The organism is Polaribacter marinaquae (assembly GCF_038019025.1).
In the GTDB taxonomy this organism is placed as follows: Bacteria; Bacteroidota; Bacteroidia; order Flavobacteriales; family Flavobacteriaceae; genus Polaribacter; species Polaribacter marinaquae.
This window is the reverse complement of record NZ_CP150496.1, coordinates 406,722-424,680: the sequence shown is the minus strand read 5'-3', so window position 1 is coordinate 424,680 and position 17,959 is coordinate 406,722. Positions and strand designations below refer to the sequence as shown.

Below are 17,959 nucleotides of genomic sequence, written 5' to 3'. Positions count from 1 at the left end.
TGTAAAATTCGCTTAGATATTATTCTTTTGTGATCTCTTCAATTTTTTTTGACTTAACAGAATCTTTAAAAAAGAAAAAGCTTAACTGTACAAATAATAATAAAACCATTGCTATAATTTGTACATGAACAACCTGCTCTAAAGAATCATGAAAAAGTACAACCAAAACTATTTGTAACATTCCGAAAATACCAGATAAAACTACAGGTACATACTTGTCTAAAGATAAATAATAATATGCGAAGATGTTAGAAATCGCGAAAATACCAGTAGCAGATGCATATTTCCATAATAGATTAGAAATTGATAGGTATTCGCTTCCAAATAATATTTTTATAATTTCATCAGGAAAGAAAAAGCAACTTACTACAATTGTTGCAGCAATTACAGCAATATAAGCTACATATTTTAAAAGTATTGGTAACGTATCTTTTCCTTCTTTTTTTAATTGTACAACAGTTGGTAAAAGCAACATTACAAACATCCATGCAATAAAGTATACTACTCTACCTATTAAAGCTAAAGAAGCATATAAACCAGCTTCATAAGACTCAAAATAATGTTTTACTAATAAAATATCACTATTGTTTATAATAATCTGTGTAAGCTCATAAAATGCTGTAATGATAAAAAAGTTTTTTACTAATTTTTTGTTGGCAGTATCTAAAACAAACTTTTTAGATAAATAAAAATTGCTTGTTCTAAAAGGCAAAAGTCCGAAAATGAATGAGAAAAATATACCAATTGCAATTATTAAAGAAGAATCAATATCTAATAAATATAATAAAGTAAAAGTTAACAACAGTCTACTAATCATTTCTGATTGATACGTGATAGACAATGACTTAAGTTCTTGTTTTCCTTGAAAAACACCTCTATTTACGCTCATTAAAAAATAAAAAGGAACGCCAATTCCGAAAATAACAAACATTGTAGAAGATGTAGTTCTAAAAAAGCTTTGTAATTGTAATGAAAAAACTACTATTAAAATTGCCAAAAAAACACCAGTAAATAGCGCATTCTTATATATTTTAGAAATAAAACCACTAAATACAGAATCTTCGAAAAGTACAGAGAACTTTGCCGTTACCAATTGAAAAGTCATGGCAACAAAAGATAGTACTAATAGAAAAGTGATTAAAATAGCTGCATCAGCAAATTTTTCTGGACCTAAAATTCTTCCTAAAACCAAGTTATATAAGTAATTACCACCATTTACTAGTAGTACACTTAACATAAACAATTGTTCTGGTTTTATACCTTTTTTAACAAATCTAATTAATGCTTGCATAGTTTGGGTTTCTTTTAAGCGATTTTCATTTCCTGAAAATAGTCATAAATTTCTTTACAACCATAGCCTTCTACAGAAAATAACATATTGTTTATATGAGACTTATCTAAAAAATTATAAATTGTTAGTAATCCTAATTTATCAATTTCTTTAATATTATTAATGTTAATAATTATTTGCTTCGATCTAATTTTATCAAAAAAAGAAATAAAATAAGGAACCGTTTCAGAATTAATTTTTCCTTTTAAATAAAATTTATTGTCTTTTTTTGAAATTTCTAATGGCATTATCTTTATTTTTATGTTAATAATGCTGTAAATATCTTTTAGTTCTATTAAAATGAGTAGATTTAATCGTTCAATTACAATTTTATGCCGTTTAAAAGAATATTTTTATTCTTTAAATTACAATCAAAACAGGTTAGATATGAAATATATTTTTACTACACTTTTTTGTGTATTCTTTTTTAGTTTAAATACTTTATGTCAAGACATGAAAGAAGGTTTTACGTATTTAGAAACCGGAAAATATAAAAAAGCAGAAGTTTTTTTTAATGAAGTTTTAAAAGATTATCCAACAAATAAAACTGCTAGATTATGTTATGGTCGTGCTGTAGGTTTAAATGGGAATTCAGCTAAAGCAGTTGGAATCTTTACAGATTTATTAAAAGATTATCCTGCCGATTTTGAAGTGAAATTAAATTATGCAGAATCATTATTATGGAGTAAAAATTATAAAGATGCAAAGGTATATTATGAAAAGTTATTGCAAGAAAATGATAAAAGTTTTGCTGCTTTATTAGGTTACGCAAATACACTTTCTAATTTAAAAGAATATGAAAATGCTCTTATTAATGTTGATAAAGCTTTGGCAGTTTCTCCTGGAAATAACAATGCATTAGTTTCAAAAAAGTACATGAGACTAGGCTTGTCGAGTGCTAAAGTAAAAACCCAAGAATATAAAAAAGCAGAAGCTTTATTAAAAGAAAACCTAGTTACTTTTAAAAATGACAAAGAAACTTTATTAAATCTTGCAAACTTATATTTAATTTCTAACCAAACAGATAAAGCGAAAGAAACTTATGAAATTATTGGAGAAAATCCTGCAGATTTATTAACTTCTTTAAATGGTATTGCTCTATCGTATCATTTAGCAGAAGATGATAAAACAGCTTTAAAAATTAGCGAGAAATCGTTAAATAGCATCAAAGAGAATACATCAAAAACATTAAAAAATCAGACAATAGAAAGATATATTCAGGCATTAATTTGGAATAAAAAATATTCTGCTGCAGAAAATGAAATTCAAAAATTATTAGAAAATAATTCTACTCCAGAAAATTGGATATTATCACTTAGAGCAACTTTAAATATTTATAAAAGTGATTTTAAGAAAAGTATAGCCGATTATAATTCAATTTTACAAAAAGATAGCGCTTCTTTTGATGGAAACCTAGGAAAAGCAAATGCTTTTAAAGCCTCTGGATATTACACAAAGGCTTATAAAAGTGCAGAAAACACTCTTACTTTTTATGATGATCAAAAAGATGCCAAAAACTTTATAAAACAATTAGATTTAAGCTTTACGCCACATTTAGAAACAAAATATTCATATTCTTATGATAATGGAAACAACAAAGCCAATGCATTTGATTTTAAAACGGAAATTCCTTTTTCTACAAAATTCAAAATACTTGCAAATTACAATTACAGAACAACAAAAAATAGTGTAACTGCAGTAGAAGCAACAACTAATAATATATTGTTAGGTGCCTCTTATCAACTTTTAAATAATTTAACTTTAAAAGCTAATTTTGGTGCTACAAAATCAGAATCTGCACAAGAAAGTTACACACAATTATTAACAGATATTTCTTTAAACATAAAGCCTTTTAAACTACAAAACTTAGAGATTGGCTACAAAAGAGATATTCAGAATTTTAACGCTGCTTTATTAAATGATCAAATTGTACAGAATAATATTATTGCAAATTATAGTTTAAACACTAATTTTAATTTAGGTTGGTTTACCCAATATTATTATACTTGGCAAAGTGATGAAAATTCTAGAAATTTATTATTTACTTCTTTATATTATAATATTTTTTCAAAACCATCAGTAAAAGCAGGTGTAAATTATCAAAATATATCATTTAAAGAAAAAAGAGGTAACTATTTTAGTCCAAGTAAATTTAATGCCGTAGAATTATTTATAAACTTGATAAAAGATGAAACCGCAGCAAAGAATAAAGAATGGTTTTATGGTTTAACCGCAGCAACTGGTTTGCAGTATATTGAAGATGATGATAGTTTAAGTACTTATAGAATCGACGCAAAATTAGGATACAAGTTTTCTGACCGAGCTTTGATAAACATTTATGGTTTACAAAGTAACATTGCTTCTGCAGTAGCAACAGCAGGTTCTACAGGTTTTACTTACACAGAATTTGGTTTAAGATTTAAATGGATTTTTCTAAAAAAACCGATTTATAAAAAGTAAATGCAAAAGAACTAACTTTCACCTTTACTATTTCCCCATTATATGTTTTTAATTTCAGTTTATTAAAAATGTACCCGAAAAGGTTTTACCTTTTTCGTCCTTTAATAAATATTTATATTGACCATTTTTTAAATTTGGCGCTTTATAAGTTGCTCGCAATTGAGTACTATCTGTATCTATTTTTTTAGTATCTACTACTCTACCTAAAGAATCATACACTTGTAAAATTATATATGAAGAACTAGAAGATAATACCATGGTTGTATTGCTAGAAAACGGATTAGGATAATTAAATGGTTTTGCGTTTGAGTTTTTTAACTGTTCTTCTTGATTTAATACTGTAATTGATGTGAAAGACAAATCGTTAACTTCTATATCAAAAGGCACAAAGTTTGTATAATCTCCTATAACAGAAAAAACAATTGTTTTAATATTAGTAACTACAGCAGAATTACCATTGGCATCTTTAAAATCAGAAAAAGGAATACTAAAATTTCTTAATTCTGATGTTGCTGGTATCGAGTATCTTAATCTATTATCCCAAGTTCTGCCATCTTCCTGCATTATTACAATTTCTACAGGTTTATTATTTATTGATGCAAAATTTACAAAACTATAGTTTTTTACGTCTAAAGTTTGATCTCTTGGTAAAAGATGTCTAAATAGATTTACGTTTCCTTTAACTTCTCCGGTTACAGATGCATTTCTATCAACTTTATGAGCTTTTTCTGAATTACTTTTATTTTTAACGTTTATTTTAAAGTTGTTGATAGTTGCATATTCATTCAAATAATCCAACCCCCAAGGGCCATCTGCTAAATATAAAGCATCTTTTTGAACAGAATTGTTAGTTTGCAAAGTAAAACCGATGTCAAATAAAATACCTGTTTCAATTTGTAATACTTCAGTATAAGCACCAAATAAAGCAATAGTTTTAGATGTTTTTTTATGCTTGTAAATTTCTGTAGCTGCTATATTACTATTTAGAATAACAGCAGTTTCACTAGTTTTATTAATAATAATTAATTTTAATAGTCCGTTTGCATAAGAACCAGACTTTACAAATACATTGGGAATTATATCTTTGTTTTTTAAACTTTTTAAACCGTTTAGTCGGGTTTGTTTATCAATAATAAAATTAGCAATAAACTCTACTTGTAAATAAGAACTTCCCCATATTTGAAAATTCTGATATTTTCCTGTAGGATATTGATCTCTATTCCAAAAACTAAATAATTCGTTTTCATTAGTATTTTCTCTTATAGAAAAATTCAAACTATATTCAATTTTTCCGTTAGCTCTTTTTATTTTAGAACAAATAATTTGATGCCCTCTTGTTTCTAAAATAGTAATGTCTTCTAACAAATCATTATAAAATCTATCGTATATTACTTTTGAATGATCATATATATTCGCTTTTGTTTTTGATGCTAATACAGTAGAAACCTTTTTATTATTTTTATAATAGTCTACAATAAATATTTCATTTGCGTTTGCAGTAGTTAATAAATCTGACGGCTGAGAAATATTTGTAGTTTCCGAATTAAAGACACCAGTTTTTGGTAAATAATTAACTACGGAAGTGGTATTTTTATGTAAAGATCCTTCATTAGAAATAAAATTGTCTAAACTATTTTTATTCTGTGCATTTATCGAGGTAATTGCAGTAGAAATTAATATTAGTAACAATTTTTTCATGATATAATTTTATACCACAAAAATAGTAATAAAGGTAAATTTGATATACTTTATTCGCTATTTACAACTAAACTATAGACCAAATATCAGTTTAGTTTAGATAAAAGATTACAATAAATCTAACCTTTTCATCAATTCAGGTCTTTTAGACCTACTAACAGGTACCACATCTTTCTTAATTAAAACACTATTATCTTCAATATCTATTATCTTTTTAATATTGATTATATAAGATCTATGAATTTTAAGGAATAGAGAATCTGGTAATTTTTCTTCTATTTTCTTTAATGTAGAATGTACAGTATAATCTTTATTTTCAGTTTTAATTTTAATGTAATCTCCCTTTGCTTCTATTAAATAAATACTAGGTAAATCTATTTTAATTAATCTTCTATCAATATTTACATAAAAGTCATTATCAATCTCATTATTAGAAGATTTTGGGTTGTTTTCTGATGTAGGTAATGAAGTAGTTAAAACCTTTTTATTAGCTTTATCTATCGATTTTTTAAAACGTTCTAACTCTAATGGTTTTAGTAAATAATCTATAATAAAATCATATTCAAAAGCTTCGATAGCAAATTGAGGATCTGAAGTTGTAAGTATTATTTTTGGAGGATTTTTAATGCTTTTGATAAAATCTAAACCATTAAAATCAGGCATATGAATATCTAAGAATATTAAATCTACAGCATTTTCATTTAAATATTTGATTGCTTGTAAAGCATTCGGAAAATCTTCTAGAACATTTAATTCTTTAACTTCATTGCATAAAGTTTTTAAAATGGTTCTAGCCATTTTTTCATCATCAATAATAATACAATTCATAAAAATTATAGAGTTTCTATATATTCAGAAATTGCTACAAGTATTTTTTCGAAGTCTTCTTGACCATTAAAATTTAATTCTCGAAGATTGTGTTCGAATTTATTAGAAATTTCGTAACTTTTCTCAAGTCCCAAAATACTAATTTTATGTTTAACTCGGTGCACATTTTCTTCAATTTTTTTGAACTCACCTATTTTTACACTTTCATAGTAGTCTTTTTGCTCTTCAGGAAACTCAGTTTTGATTACATCTATAAGTTCTTTCTTAATAGATTCATCTCCTCTTGCTAGTTGATTTATATAATCTAAATTCGGTTTTTCCATATTTATTTCTTTAATGTAAAATAAAATGTAGTTTCTTTATCTTCAATAGATTCTATCCATATTTTACCGTTGTAAATATCTATAATTTTTTTTACAATTGGTAATCCTAATCCTGTAGAGTTGTTTTCATGATCTAATTTTTGAAATGTCTCAAAAACTTTATCAAAATAACGTTCTTTAATACCAAGTCCGTTATCTTTTACATAGAAATTAAAATAATTTTCATTTTCTTCAAAGCCAATTTTTATAATTTTTTCTTCTTTATCGTTATATTTTATTGCATTATCTAGCAAATTATAGAATAATTTTTCTAATCTAAATTTGTCACCGTAAACTGTAGGTAAATTATTAGGAACGGTTATTTTAATAGAATCAGATATTTTTAGTTGACCAATCAACTTTTTTAGAATTTCATTTAAATTAACTTTATAAAATTCTCCTTCCATTCTTCTAATGGTAGAGTACTCTAAAATACCACGTACTAAATTATCCATTTTTAATACGTTTTCTCTTATAATTTTTAAATTTTCTATTCCGTATGGTTCTAATGCTTCTTTATAATCTTCTTGCAACCAAGTGGCCATTGTCTCTATACTTTGTAATGGGGATTTTAAATCATGCGATACCATTTGGGCATAATCGTTCAACTCTTGATTTTGTAATTCTAAATCTTTTAAGAGTGCGTCTTTTTGATTATTAATTCGTATTATTTCTTTAGTTTGATTATCAATAAAATCTACAAGCGTTAACGAATCTGTTGTTTCTTCTGGTCTATCTCCCAATAAATTATAAGATTGTAATTGATCTATTACACCTTCTAATTTATTGATAACTTTTTTTTGAGAATTAGTTTCTTCTTTTAGTTTACTATTAACATTAAATAGTTCTTCAGAGCTAATTGTTGTAGCTCTTTGCAACATTACAAACTGCTCTTCGGATGTTTTGTATGATTTATTTATAGCATCTAAGAATGCATCTAAATCTTCACTTTCACGAAGTTCTTTAGGTAAGTATTTTCTGATTTGTCTTTTTAAAAGAGAGTTCATTATTCGCTGATTAAAGTAATAGTCATTGTTTGATTGTGCAATTGACAATTACTTTCACCAATAAAAGGAGCAATTTCTCCGTATGAATATAATCCGGTTACAGTAGTAGTTTCACCTACAATTTCTATAACTTCTTCAACCTCTTCTTCTACTCTTTGATCTAATACTAATTTTCTACCAATACAACTTACCAGAATAGCTAATTCTGGCTTGTTTTTTCTAATTTCTGATGCACTAATAGCGGCTTTTTCTGCAGCATTTACAATATTATCTACATTGGTCATCATTAATTGAACTTTTGAATTTTCAATAATGTCACCTGCTAAAATCATCGAATTATCATCTTCATTAATATTAATAATAGTTCTTACGATAGAATTTTTTTCTTTTTCAGACTTAACATTTAAAGGATATAATAAGGCTGCACTTGGCAATTCTTTAGATTTATCACCTAAATATTTTTTATAAAGATCTAGCGCTGGTAAATTATCTAACTCGTATAAAATATTTCCTTTAGATTTTGTTACTATTCTTTCAGGGCCAAAAGGTGTCCAACCACCATTAATAGAAAATGAAACTTCTAATGATTCGCCATATAAACCAATTGCTACCAATTCACCTTGTTTAGGGTTCTCATTATAAGAAGATACTGTTTTTTCAAATCTTGCATCATCACCACACAAAGCACCAGTAATTAAAAGATTATCATCTGTAGCGGCGTTCATACCCGTAGTAAATTGACTTCCGTTTAAAAAACTACCTTCAGAAACCACAAAAATATACTTTAAATTCTTTGTGTTAAACTTACTAATTAAATCTTTACCAGCTTTAAAACTGTCGTAATGATCATCAATTTTGTTTTCATTTACATTGGCAGTTTTTATTTCAAAAGTACTTTTTTCAAATTCTATAGCTGTAATTGTAATTGTTTCTTCATCGATTGCATCAGAAGAAATATCACCACAAGAAGAACCAAATACAATATGTCCATCAGTAAACATTTCTTTAACTTCTTGGTAAATATTTTCATCTTCTAATAAAAAACGATTACCGAAAACAAGTACTAAGGGTTTTTTTAAACTAATATTTTCTGATAAGTATTTCCAATTAGAATTTTTATTTTTTTTTAATTGTACCGTTTTCATTTTAGTTCTTTTTTAGTGTGAAGAAAAAAGTTGTGCCTACATTTGGTTCACTTTCTAGCCAAATATCACCTTCGTGTAGATCGATTATTTTTTTTACGATTGATAAACCAATTCCTGTAGAATCTTTTCTTTTATTTAATGAGTGAAATACCTGAAAAATTTTTTCGTGATACTTTTTTTCTATACCAATACCATTATCTCTTATGAAAAATTGATGGAAGGTGTTTTTATCTTCGTACCCAACTTCTACTAAACCTACTTCTTTATCACAAAACTTAATTGCATTACTAATAAAATTTTGGAATAATTGCTGAAATTTAGTTTTATCTCCTTTTATAACTGGTAAAGTATTAACAACGTTAATAGAAATGTTTTCTGGTACATACAAAAAGCTCTTTAAATCGGATAATGTAACATTTAAATCTACGTCATCGAGAGAAGAAGTATTAGAACCAGCACTAGAATATTCTAAAACATTAGAAAATAATTTTTCCATTGTTTCTAATGTAGTATTAATTAGATTGAAATTTTCGAGTGTCATTTCATCAAATTTCCCTTCATTATCTGTTTTAATCCAAGAAACCAGAGCATCTATACTTCTTAAAGGAGATTTTAAATCATGCGAAACAATATGTGCATACTCATGCAACTCTTCATTTCTTTTTTCTAACTCTTTTAATATTTTTTCTTTTTGAAGTTCTAATTTTTTAAATTCTGTAATATCTAAGTTGATACCTATAGAACCTACAATTTCACCAGAAAGATTATAATTAGGGGCACCACTTACTAGCCAATGTCTAGTTTCACCAGATTTTGTTTTAACTTTAAGTTCATAAGAATCAGATTCTCCTTTAAGTCTTTTCTTTCTTTTTTCTTTTAACTTTTCTGTATCTACATCAGTTAAAGGAAAATAAATATTACCTTTTTGACCTATTAATTCTTCTTTTGAATAACCAGACATATCTACAAAACTTTGATTTACCATCAAAATTTCATTATCTGTATTTATCTCTATTAAACCTAGATTCATGTTAGCAATTATATTGCTATACTTTGCTTTTTGAGCTTCTAAACTTAAACTATAATTTTTCTCTAAAGTAATGTCTCTAAATGTCCATAAAAAACCATTTAGATTTCCAGAAACTATAATTGGCATATAATTTCTTTCTAAAACTGTTCCATCCTTCAATTCTAAATGATCTCCAAAAACTGCAGTTTTGTTAGAAACTATTTCAATAATTCGGTTTTCAAATTCATCAGGCTTTTTAAAGAGTGTTTTTATTTCATCTAAAGCCCAATCACTGTTTTTACCATACAAATCTTCTGGACTCTCATCAATTTTAAATAGTTGACAAAATTTATTATTTGTTAGAGAGATTTTTCTGTTTTCATCTTCTAAAATAATTCCACTATTTAAATTTAAAACTAAAGCAGATAGTCTATTTTTAGACTCTAATAATTTTTCATCTGCAGCTCTTTTCTCTGTAATATCTCTTACAATACCTTGTGCACCAATAGGTTGTTTTTCTTTATTATAGATGATACTAGCATTAATCTGAACCCATTTTATTTGCTTAGATTTTGTGTAAATCCTAGATTGATAATTCTTAAAAAAACCTTTGGTTAGTAAATCAAAAAAAGAAGATATTGCATATTCCATATCTTCTTTATAAACTAAATCTTTAACGTTTAAGGTTTCATTATTAATATCATAACCAAAAAGATGTATTGCAGGTTCATTAAATTTGACAACTTTTCCACTGAGATCCATTACAACAAATGCGTCTACAATATTTTCGAAAACACCCTCTAATTGTATAGATTTTTCATCTAATAATGTTTCTAATTTTGTGTTAGTATCTTTTAACTTTTCAGATACAAAATATAAATCTCTAGATTTATCTTCTAGAATTTTTTCTGCTGCTTTTCTTGCAGATTTCTCTCTTTTGAGAGCTCTTTCTAATATGTCAATTTTTTCTTGACTCATTAATTTTTATTAATAAGAAATTTAACTACCGTACCATCTTCCTTTATTTTTTCTAAAACAATATTTGCTGTAGAATTAAAGTGTGCGAAAGTTTTATTCATTAAACCAAGACCAAAATGATGCATAGCTCTACTAGATTTATAAATTAAAACTAAAGAATCTTCAGTTTTTTCTTCTACTATAAAAGTAGGGAGCTCTGCATCTGGGTAAATTTTTCTAACTTCTATATGAATATGATCTTCTATTGAAGAAATCATTTCTATGGGATCTTTGTAGGTTGCTAATAAACCAGGGTAACTATTTTCTATAACACTAAAAAAGTGTTCTGCGTAAACTAACAATAAGTTATCAATAGATATATTAGTGTTTTCACTTAAGTGTTTTAGTAGTTGTAACATTTCAGAAAAACTATACGTACCAATAGATGTATAAATACCTTCTGATTCTAATGTTGACTGCGAAATAATCTTATCAACCATTTCAATACCAAACTTTTCTTCAACTAAATCTAAGAATTCAGTGAAAACAATACCTTTCATAACTAATATTTTTTTAATTCATTAATGCTCCAATAATTTAATACAGTTTCTATTTTTTTAACGTAATCGTCATATTTTAAAGGTTTTAGCATATATCCAGAAACCCCTATACTATAACATTCTTCTAAATCTTTTTGATTGTCTGAAGTCGTTAAAATTACTGTAGGAATATGTTTAATTTCATCATTACCTTTTAGAATTGTAAGAAATTCTATTCCACTTAATTTTGGCATGTTTAAATCTAATAAAATTAAATCAGGAAATTTACTTTTATCTTCTAAAATTTCTAATGCCTCTTCTCCGTTTTTTGCTACTGTAATATTGTGTGTTAATTCTAATAATGAAATAGTTCTTTTCATTTTCATTATTTCGATTAAATTATCCTCTATTAACAGTATATTAATTTGTTTACCCATGATTAATTTACCTTGATTTTAGACAAAAATAATCTAATAAAGAGTTGTTAACTTTTATAGTAGGCTAAACAGATTTATCTGTAGACAAGATACAAAAAAGTATAGATGAATGGTAATAAAATTTTATTAAGCGATAATTTGCTCAAAATAGTTGAAAATTTCTCCTCTAGATATAGATCCTCCTTTTTCAATTAAATCAAATATTTCGCTATTTCTCTCTGTATTGTATTCTTTATCTCCAGTAAAAATATCTACAGAATTGTCTAAAGGATTTTTCATTAACCACTCAAAACCTTCTTGCTCTAGTAAATTAATGTCCCAATTTATTTTTATGGCAATTCTTTTAATTTTTTTTTCATCACATTTAAAAAGGTTTACAGCTGTTTTAGAATAATGTTCTACAAACTTCGTTTTTGTTAAAACATCATCCCATACAATATCAGAAAAAACATTCATTTCTTCTTCTGCAATTTTTGGTTTTTCTTCCTTAATTTGATTCCATTCTTTAACATCTATACTTTGCGAAGCTAAAAATCTAGCAAATTCTTCATGTAAACTTTCAAACTGTTCTTTAGTAAGTTGTCTATATTTCATAATATTATATATAAAAAAAACCGCCCATAATTGGGCGGTTCAAATATCTTAATTCTTAATTGATTTAGAAAATATAACGTAAACCAATTTGAGCTTGCCATCTTGATAATAATGAAGATGAGTAACCAAAAGTTGTTTGTTGATTTTCATCAAAAGTATAAACTGGGTCACCAGCATTATCAAAACTAACACCAATTGGTTGTACACTGTTTGGTTGCTGAATTAAACCCCATTTAGAGTTTAATAGATTACCAAAGTTTAAAATATCTACACTAAACTGAACAGTATTTGTTTTACCATTACCAACGTTTATGTTTAAATCTTGTAATAATTTGATATCCCATTTTCCTCTCCAAGGTGCCAAGGCTCCGTATCTTTCTGCATATTCTCCTCTTCTACCGTTTAAGTAATCATCTTGCTGAATATAGTTTTCGAAAGCAGTTGCTTGTCCTGCTCCAGAGAATTGCATTTGTGTAACTTCACTAGTTGTTGGAATGTAAATTAAATCGTTTCCGGCTGCACCGTCTCCGTTAATGTCTCCACCATATGTGTAGTTAAATCTTCCACCTTGTGCATATTCAAAAAATGCAGATAAAGTAGTAGACCATTTGTCATTTCCGTAAGTCCACTTTTTACTAGCAACACCAACTATACGATGTGTATCACCATATTTAGAATAACTTAACTGCTCGTCGTTTACATTATTTAATGCTGGATTAAATGCAAATGCATCACCTGTAATTTCTGCTTCGATAGAGTTTACATCTTTAGCATTTAAATAATTATAAGCAATAGTTGTATACAAACCATTATCAAAAGTTTTTTGAGCTTTAAAAGAAGCATTCCAAATTCTACCTTTGTTTGAGTTAGTTAAAGTATATGCGTTAGCATTTCCTAAGAAAGAAGTTGCATGATCTCCTGCTAAATAAACAGGTCTATTATCTACACCACTTAAAGTGCCAGAAGGTGTTTTTAATCCCCAATTTTGTACATGAACACCGTTAATGTCTTTCGTGTAAGAAACATCTGTAGTTAAAACTACTCCGTTTTCTAAACGTTTATCAATACCAATATTTGTTCTCCAAACTTGTGGAAATTTAAAATCTGGATCTACAACTTGATAAAAGAATACGTCAGAACCACTTACTTGGTTTCCAATCCATACAAACGGTAAACGACCTGTAAATAATCCTGTTCCACCTCTAATTTGTAAACTAGAATCTCCTTTAGCATCCCAGTTAAAACCAACTCTTGGCGAAATTAACCATTGGTTAGACGGCATTTCTGTAGAATCAAATACGTAAGGATTTCCTGTCTCTGGATCTGTATATTCTATTCCTGGTACAAACCATTCTGAATTTTCTGTATCTATAAATTTTTGAGCTAATTCTGATGTATCAAAGAATAAAGGTTTATCAAATCTTATACCGTATGTAAGTTTAAAATTGTTATTAACTTCCCATTCATCTTGAACATAAAAAGCTAATTGGCCAAAATTCATTTCAGCTAAATTCCATCCACCATCTACTCCTTCACCTAAATTATTTTTAGTATTAAAAGTAGTCTGAGCATTTGCTAATGCATTCGCGTAATTATTTGCATCAAAATTATTAATATCAACATTTCCAAAAACATCAAAACCATAACCTTTTAAGTTAAACGAGTTTTTAAACATAAATTTTTCGAAAGAAAAACCAACTGTATAAGTATGATCTCCTTGAAAAAAGTTCATATTATTTGTTAATTGAAATACTTTTTGATCTAATCTATTGTTAATAGAAAAAGGTTCATGACCAGCTATAATATATGGCGAACCATTTTTGTAAATATTGATTACTGGTGCTGGGGCAGAAAAAGGATCTCTTGAATCTTCAAAATGAGAATATCCTAATTGTAACTTATTTGTAGTATTTTCTGTTAAATTAGAATTCAATTCAAATTGAAAAGAATTTAATTTATTATTAATTCTATAACCTGAGTTTTGAAACTGTAAAGTGTTAAAATCTGGTCCACGTCTATTAATTGCAGTTGGATGCGCAGGTTTATCTTTAGATGCATTTAAGAAATTATAAATAAAAGCAACTCTATTGTTTTCATTCACATTCCAATCTAATTTAAAAATACCTTTTGTAGATTCTGTGTCGTGTGTAAAACCTTCGTAACTACCAGTATCATAACCAATACCTGCAAGAGCATTTTTAACATTGATTAAATCTTGCTCTAAAACTCTAGATTCATTTATTAAACCAGAACCTCTATTTGGTAACCAATTTTGTCCTAAATCTACACGTTCATCTTTTTCAAAATTTGCAAAAAAGAATAATTTATTTTTTACTATTGGTCCACCAATACTAACTCCGTATTGATTTTGAGTTAATTCTGGCACAAAAATATCTTGACCATTAACTTTACTACCCGTTAAATCTTCATTTCTATAAAAACCATAAACAGTTCCTGTAAATTCGTTTGTACCACTTTTAGTTACTGCATTTACAGAAGCTCCTGTAAAACCAGATAATGTTACATCGTAAGGCGCTGTTGATACAGAAACCTGATCAATTGCATCTAAAGAAATTGGTTGTGCACCTGTTTGTCCTCCTGGAGTTGGCGCATCTAATCCGAATGGATTGTTAAAAATTGCTCCGTCTAAAGAGAAGTTATTAAACTGATCATTTCTACCACCAAAAGAATTTCCACTAGCCGAAGGCTCTAAACGCGTAAAATCTGCAGTAGATCTAGAAATTGTAGGTAATGTTTTTAATTGCATAGCAGAAACACTTGTTTGTGCACCCGTTCTATCGCTATTAAAAGTTTTGTTTTTTGATGAAGAAATTACTATTTCATCTAATGATTGCCCTTCTTCTGCTAACTTACCATCGATGTTAGTAGTTTTTCCAAGTAGTAAAAATACGTCATTAACTTCTTGAGATTTAAATCCTAAATAACTAAATGTTATTTTGTAAGGACCACCTACTCTTAAATTTAATACAGTATACCTACCATTGTCTTGAGCGGTTGTACCAGTTAAAGTTCCTGTTGGTACATGTAATACCGAAATGGATGCACCAAATAATGGTTCTCCTGTTACATCTGTTACAATTCCTTTAATCTTTGATGAAGTAACTTGAGCGTTTACGCTAATTACTGCAAATAAAAATAAAGAAAGCACTAAAATAAATTTTTGCTTCATTTTGTATAATTTGAGTTTACATCTCAAAAATAAAACAAATAAAAAGCATCTACTTATAAAGTAGATGCTTTTTTTTAACAATATGTTAACATTTTAGTTACTCTGCTACTACTTCAAAAGTAATATCAGCAACAACTGCTCTGTGTAATCTTACAGCAGCTTCGTATTTTCCTAATCTTTTAACATTACCACCAGTAACTTTGATAAATTTCTTATCAATATCTGTACCAGCTTTAGCTAATGCTGCAGCTAAATCTATGTTGTTTACAGAACCAAATAATTTGTCTCCAGATCCAACTTTAGATGCAATCTTAATTTCATACCCTTTAATTGTTTCTGCAATTGCATTTGCATCTTCAACTAATTTAGCTTCTTTAAAAGCTCTTTGTTTTAAATTCTCTGCTAAAACTTTCTTTGCAGATGAAGTAGCTAAAACTGCTTGTCCTGTAGGGATTAAAAAGTTTCTACCGTAACCGTTTTTCACAGATACAACATCATCTTTAAATCCTAAATTTTCTACGTCTTGTCTTAATATCAATTCCATGTCTCTACTTCTTTATTATTTTAACAAATCTCCAACGTAAGGCATTAACGCTAAATGACGCGCTCTTTTTATTGCTTGTGCAACTTTACGTTGATACTTTAATGAAGTTCCTGTTAAACGTCTTGGTAAAATTTTACCTTGTTCGTTTACTAAATACATTAAGAAATCTGCATCTTTATAATCGATATACTTGATACCTTTCTTCTTAAATCTACAGTATTTTGCTTCTTTTTTTGTATCTATATCTAATGGCGTTAAATATCTAACGTCAGCAGATTTACCACCTTTTGCTTGTTGTTCTATTGATGCCATTTCTTATTTTTTACTAGATTTAACACGTTCAGTTCTAACTTTAGCCCAAGCTGCAGCATGTTTGTCTAATTTAACAGAAAGGTAACGCATAACGCTATCATCTCTTCTAAATTCTAACTCAAATGCAGCAATTTCTTCTCCAGCTACTTTGTATTCGAATAAGTGATAAAAACCACTTTTCTTTTTTTGGATTGGATACGCTAATTTTTTTAAGCCCCAATCTTCTTTAGAAATCATTTCGGCACCTCTAGAAACCAAATAGTCATTAAACTTTTGTACTGTTTCCTTTATCTGAGTATCAGATAAAACGGGATTCAAAATGAAAACAGTTTCGTAATGATTCATAAATTAAATATTTATTGTTTATTTTTAAGGGTGCAAATATAGTAACTTTTTAATTATTAGCACTAATAATATTGAAATGTTTATTTACCAGCTTTTTTTAAGATAATTTTAAAGATTAAAAGCTTCGTTTATTTCTTTATAAACAACGTCTCCTTTTACAATACTTAATCCTTTAGATAAGTTTTGATCCTCTTCGCATGCTTTTTCCCAACCTTTATTGGCTAGGTTTAGAACAAATGGTAAAGTTACGTTTGTTAATGCCATTGTAGATGTATAAGGCACAGCACCTGGCATATTTGCAACACAATAATGTACAACATCATCAATAATATATGTAGGATCTTCATGTGTTGTAGCTTTTGTAGTTTCAAAACAACCACCTTGATCTACAGCAACGTCTACAATAACGGTACCTGGTCTCATTTCTTTTAGCATATCTTTGGTAATTAATTTGGGCGCTTTACCTCCTTTAACTAAGACACCTCCAACAATTAAATCATGCGTTTTAATTAATTGCCTAATACTATATTCACTAGAAAAAGCGGTAGTAACATGATTAGGTAATACATCATTTACGTAACGTAGTCTTTTCATGTTGATATCCATAATGGTTACATGAGCACCTAAACCTGCAGCCATTTTTGCAGCTTGCACACCAACAACTCCTGCACCTAAAATTAAAACCTTACCAGGTTTTACACCCGGAACTCCTCCTAATAAAATACCACGCCCTTTAATTGGTTTTTCTAAATATTTAGCACCTTGTTGTATTGCCATTCTTCCGGCAACTTCAGACATTGGTGTTAAAAGTGGTAATGTACCGTCATTATCTTCTACAGTTTCATAAGCTATACAAATCGCTTTGCTTTTGATCATAGCAAGTGTTAACGGTTCGCTAGATGCAAAATGAAAATAAGTAAATACTATTTGGTTTTCTTTAATTAAAGGATATTCTGATGCTATTGGTTCTTTAACCTTTACAATCATTTCACTTTTACTGTAAACTTCTTCTATGGTTTCTAGAACTGTAGCGCCAACTTCTTGATAATCTTTATCAAAAAAACCACTTCCTTCTCCTGCTGTAGATTGCACAAAAACTGAATGATTTCTTTTTGTAAGTTCAAAAACACCTGCAGGTGTCATACCTACTCTACTTTCGTTGTTCTTAATTTCTTTAGGAATTCCAACTATCATTTTGCTTA

Annotated in this window: 17 protein-coding genes; 1 reads left to right on the top strand and 16 read right to left on the bottom strand. The window is 27.9% G+C overall.

Going from position 1 to position 17,959, the window contains the following annotated elements:
- Nucleotides 1–19: 19 nt before the first annotated feature.
- Together WG950_RS01985 and WG950_RS01980 are read right to left on the bottom strand one after the other, a co-directional pair.
- On the bottom strand, nucleotides 20–1,291 hold the full coding sequence (locus tag WG950_RS01985; RefSeq protein ID WP_340933853.1) for an oligosaccharide flippase family protein: 1,272 nt from the start codon (nucleotides 1,289–1,291) through the stop codon (nucleotides 20–22).
- A gap of 14 nt (nucleotides 1,292–1,305) precedes the next feature.
- Nucleotides 1,306–1,578: a hypothetical protein gene (locus WG950_RS01980; protein WP_079738872.1), complete on the bottom strand. Its 273-nt coding sequence runs from the start codon at nucleotides 1,576–1,578 to the stop codon at nucleotides 1,306–1,308.
- Between the two features lie 139 nt (nucleotides 1,579–1,717).
- Here WG950_RS01980 and WG950_RS01975 point away from each other — a divergent pair, with 139 nt between their 5' ends.
- Nucleotides 1,718–3,790 carry a tetratricopeptide repeat protein gene (locus WG950_RS01975; protein WP_340933849.1) on the top strand — a complete coding sequence of 691 codons (2,073 nt, stop codon included), beginning with the start codon at nucleotides 1,718–1,720 and terminating at the stop codon, nucleotides 3,788–3,790.
- Between the two features lie 54 nt (nucleotides 3,791–3,844).
- On the opposite strand, the gene WG950_RS01970 is transcribed toward WG950_RS01975, so the two are convergent.
- From WG950_RS01970 to ald, 14 genes are all read right to left on the bottom strand, one after another.
- A complete protein-coding gene (locus WG950_RS01970) occupies nucleotides 3,845–5,488 on the bottom strand; it encodes a T9SS type A sorting domain-containing protein (RefSeq protein WP_340933846.1) in 1,644 nt (547 codons plus the stop codon).
- Between the two features lie 108 nt (nucleotides 5,489–5,596).
- Entirely contained in the window at nucleotides 5,597–6,316 is a 720-nt protein-coding gene (locus WG950_RS01965; protein ID WP_340933844.1) for a LytR/AlgR family response regulator transcription factor, read from the bottom strand.
- Between the two features lie 5 nt (nucleotides 6,317–6,321).
- Complete coding sequence (locus WG950_RS01960; protein WP_340933841.1) at nucleotides 6,322–6,639, bottom strand: Hpt domain-containing protein; 318 nt, start codon at nucleotides 6,637–6,639, stop codon at nucleotides 6,322–6,324.
- A gap of 2 nt (nucleotides 6,640–6,641) precedes the next feature.
- Entirely contained in the window at nucleotides 6,642–7,685 is a 1,044-nt protein-coding gene (locus tag WG950_RS01955; RefSeq protein ID WP_340933838.1) for an ATP-binding protein, read from the bottom strand.
- Nucleotides 7,685–8,830, bottom strand: coding sequence for an FIST signal transduction protein (locus WG950_RS01950; protein WP_340933836.1), 1,146 nt, complete (start codon nucleotides 8,828–8,830; stop codon nucleotides 7,685–7,687). The genes WG950_RS01955 and WG950_RS01950 overlap by 1 nt, the downstream gene beginning before the upstream one ends.
- A 1-nt stretch (nucleotide 8,831) precedes the next feature.
- Nucleotides 8,832–10,817, bottom strand: a complete 1,986-nt coding sequence (locus WG950_RS01945) for a PAS domain S-box protein (protein WP_340933835.1) — start codon at nucleotides 10,815–10,817, stop codon at nucleotides 8,832–8,834.
- Nucleotides 10,817–11,356 (bottom strand): heme NO-binding domain-containing protein, encoded by a 540-nt coding sequence (locus WG950_RS01940; RefSeq protein WP_340933832.1) that lies wholly within the window; start codon nucleotides 11,354–11,356, stop codon nucleotides 10,817–10,819. Before WG950_RS01940 ends, WG950_RS01945 begins: the two co-directional genes overlap by 1 nt.
- Nucleotides 11,357–11,358: 2 nt before the next feature.
- Complete coding sequence (locus tag WG950_RS01935; RefSeq protein WP_077809342.1) at nucleotides 11,359–11,772, bottom strand: response regulator; 414 nt, start codon at nucleotides 11,770–11,772, stop codon at nucleotides 11,359–11,361.
- 126 nt (nucleotides 11,773–11,898) lie between these two features.
- Complete coding sequence (locus tag WG950_RS01930) at nucleotides 11,899–12,366, bottom strand: DUF6495 family protein (RefSeq protein ID WP_340933829.1); 468 nt, start codon at nucleotides 12,364–12,366, stop codon at nucleotides 11,899–11,901.
- Between the two features lie 64 nt (nucleotides 12,367–12,430).
- Complete coding sequence (locus WG950_RS01925) at nucleotides 12,431–15,556, bottom strand: TonB-dependent receptor (RefSeq protein ID WP_340933827.1); 3,126 nt, start codon at nucleotides 15,554–15,556, stop codon at nucleotides 12,431–12,433.
- A gap of 97 nt (nucleotides 15,557–15,653) precedes the next feature.
- A complete protein-coding gene (gene rplI, locus WG950_RS01920) occupies nucleotides 15,654–16,100 on the bottom strand; it encodes a 50S ribosomal protein L9 (RefSeq protein WP_079738883.1) in 447 nt (148 codons plus the stop codon).
- Nucleotides 16,101–16,115: 15 nt separating this feature from the next.
- Entirely contained in the window at nucleotides 16,116–16,412 is a 297-nt protein-coding gene (gene rpsR, locus WG950_RS01915) for a 30S ribosomal protein S18 (RefSeq protein ID WP_077809345.1), read from the bottom strand.
- Between the two features lie 3 nt (nucleotides 16,413–16,415).
- Complete coding sequence (rpsF, locus tag WG950_RS01910) at nucleotides 16,416–16,757, bottom strand: 30S ribosomal protein S6 (protein WP_077809346.1); 342 nt, start codon at nucleotides 16,755–16,757, stop codon at nucleotides 16,416–16,418.
- A 108-nt stretch (nucleotides 16,758–16,865) separates the two neighbouring features.
- A complete protein-coding gene (gene ald / locus WG950_RS01905; RefSeq protein ID WP_340933822.1) occupies nucleotides 16,866–17,951 on the bottom strand; it encodes an alanine dehydrogenase in 1,086 nt (361 codons plus the stop codon).
- Nucleotides 17,952–17,959 lie beyond the last annotated feature (8 nt).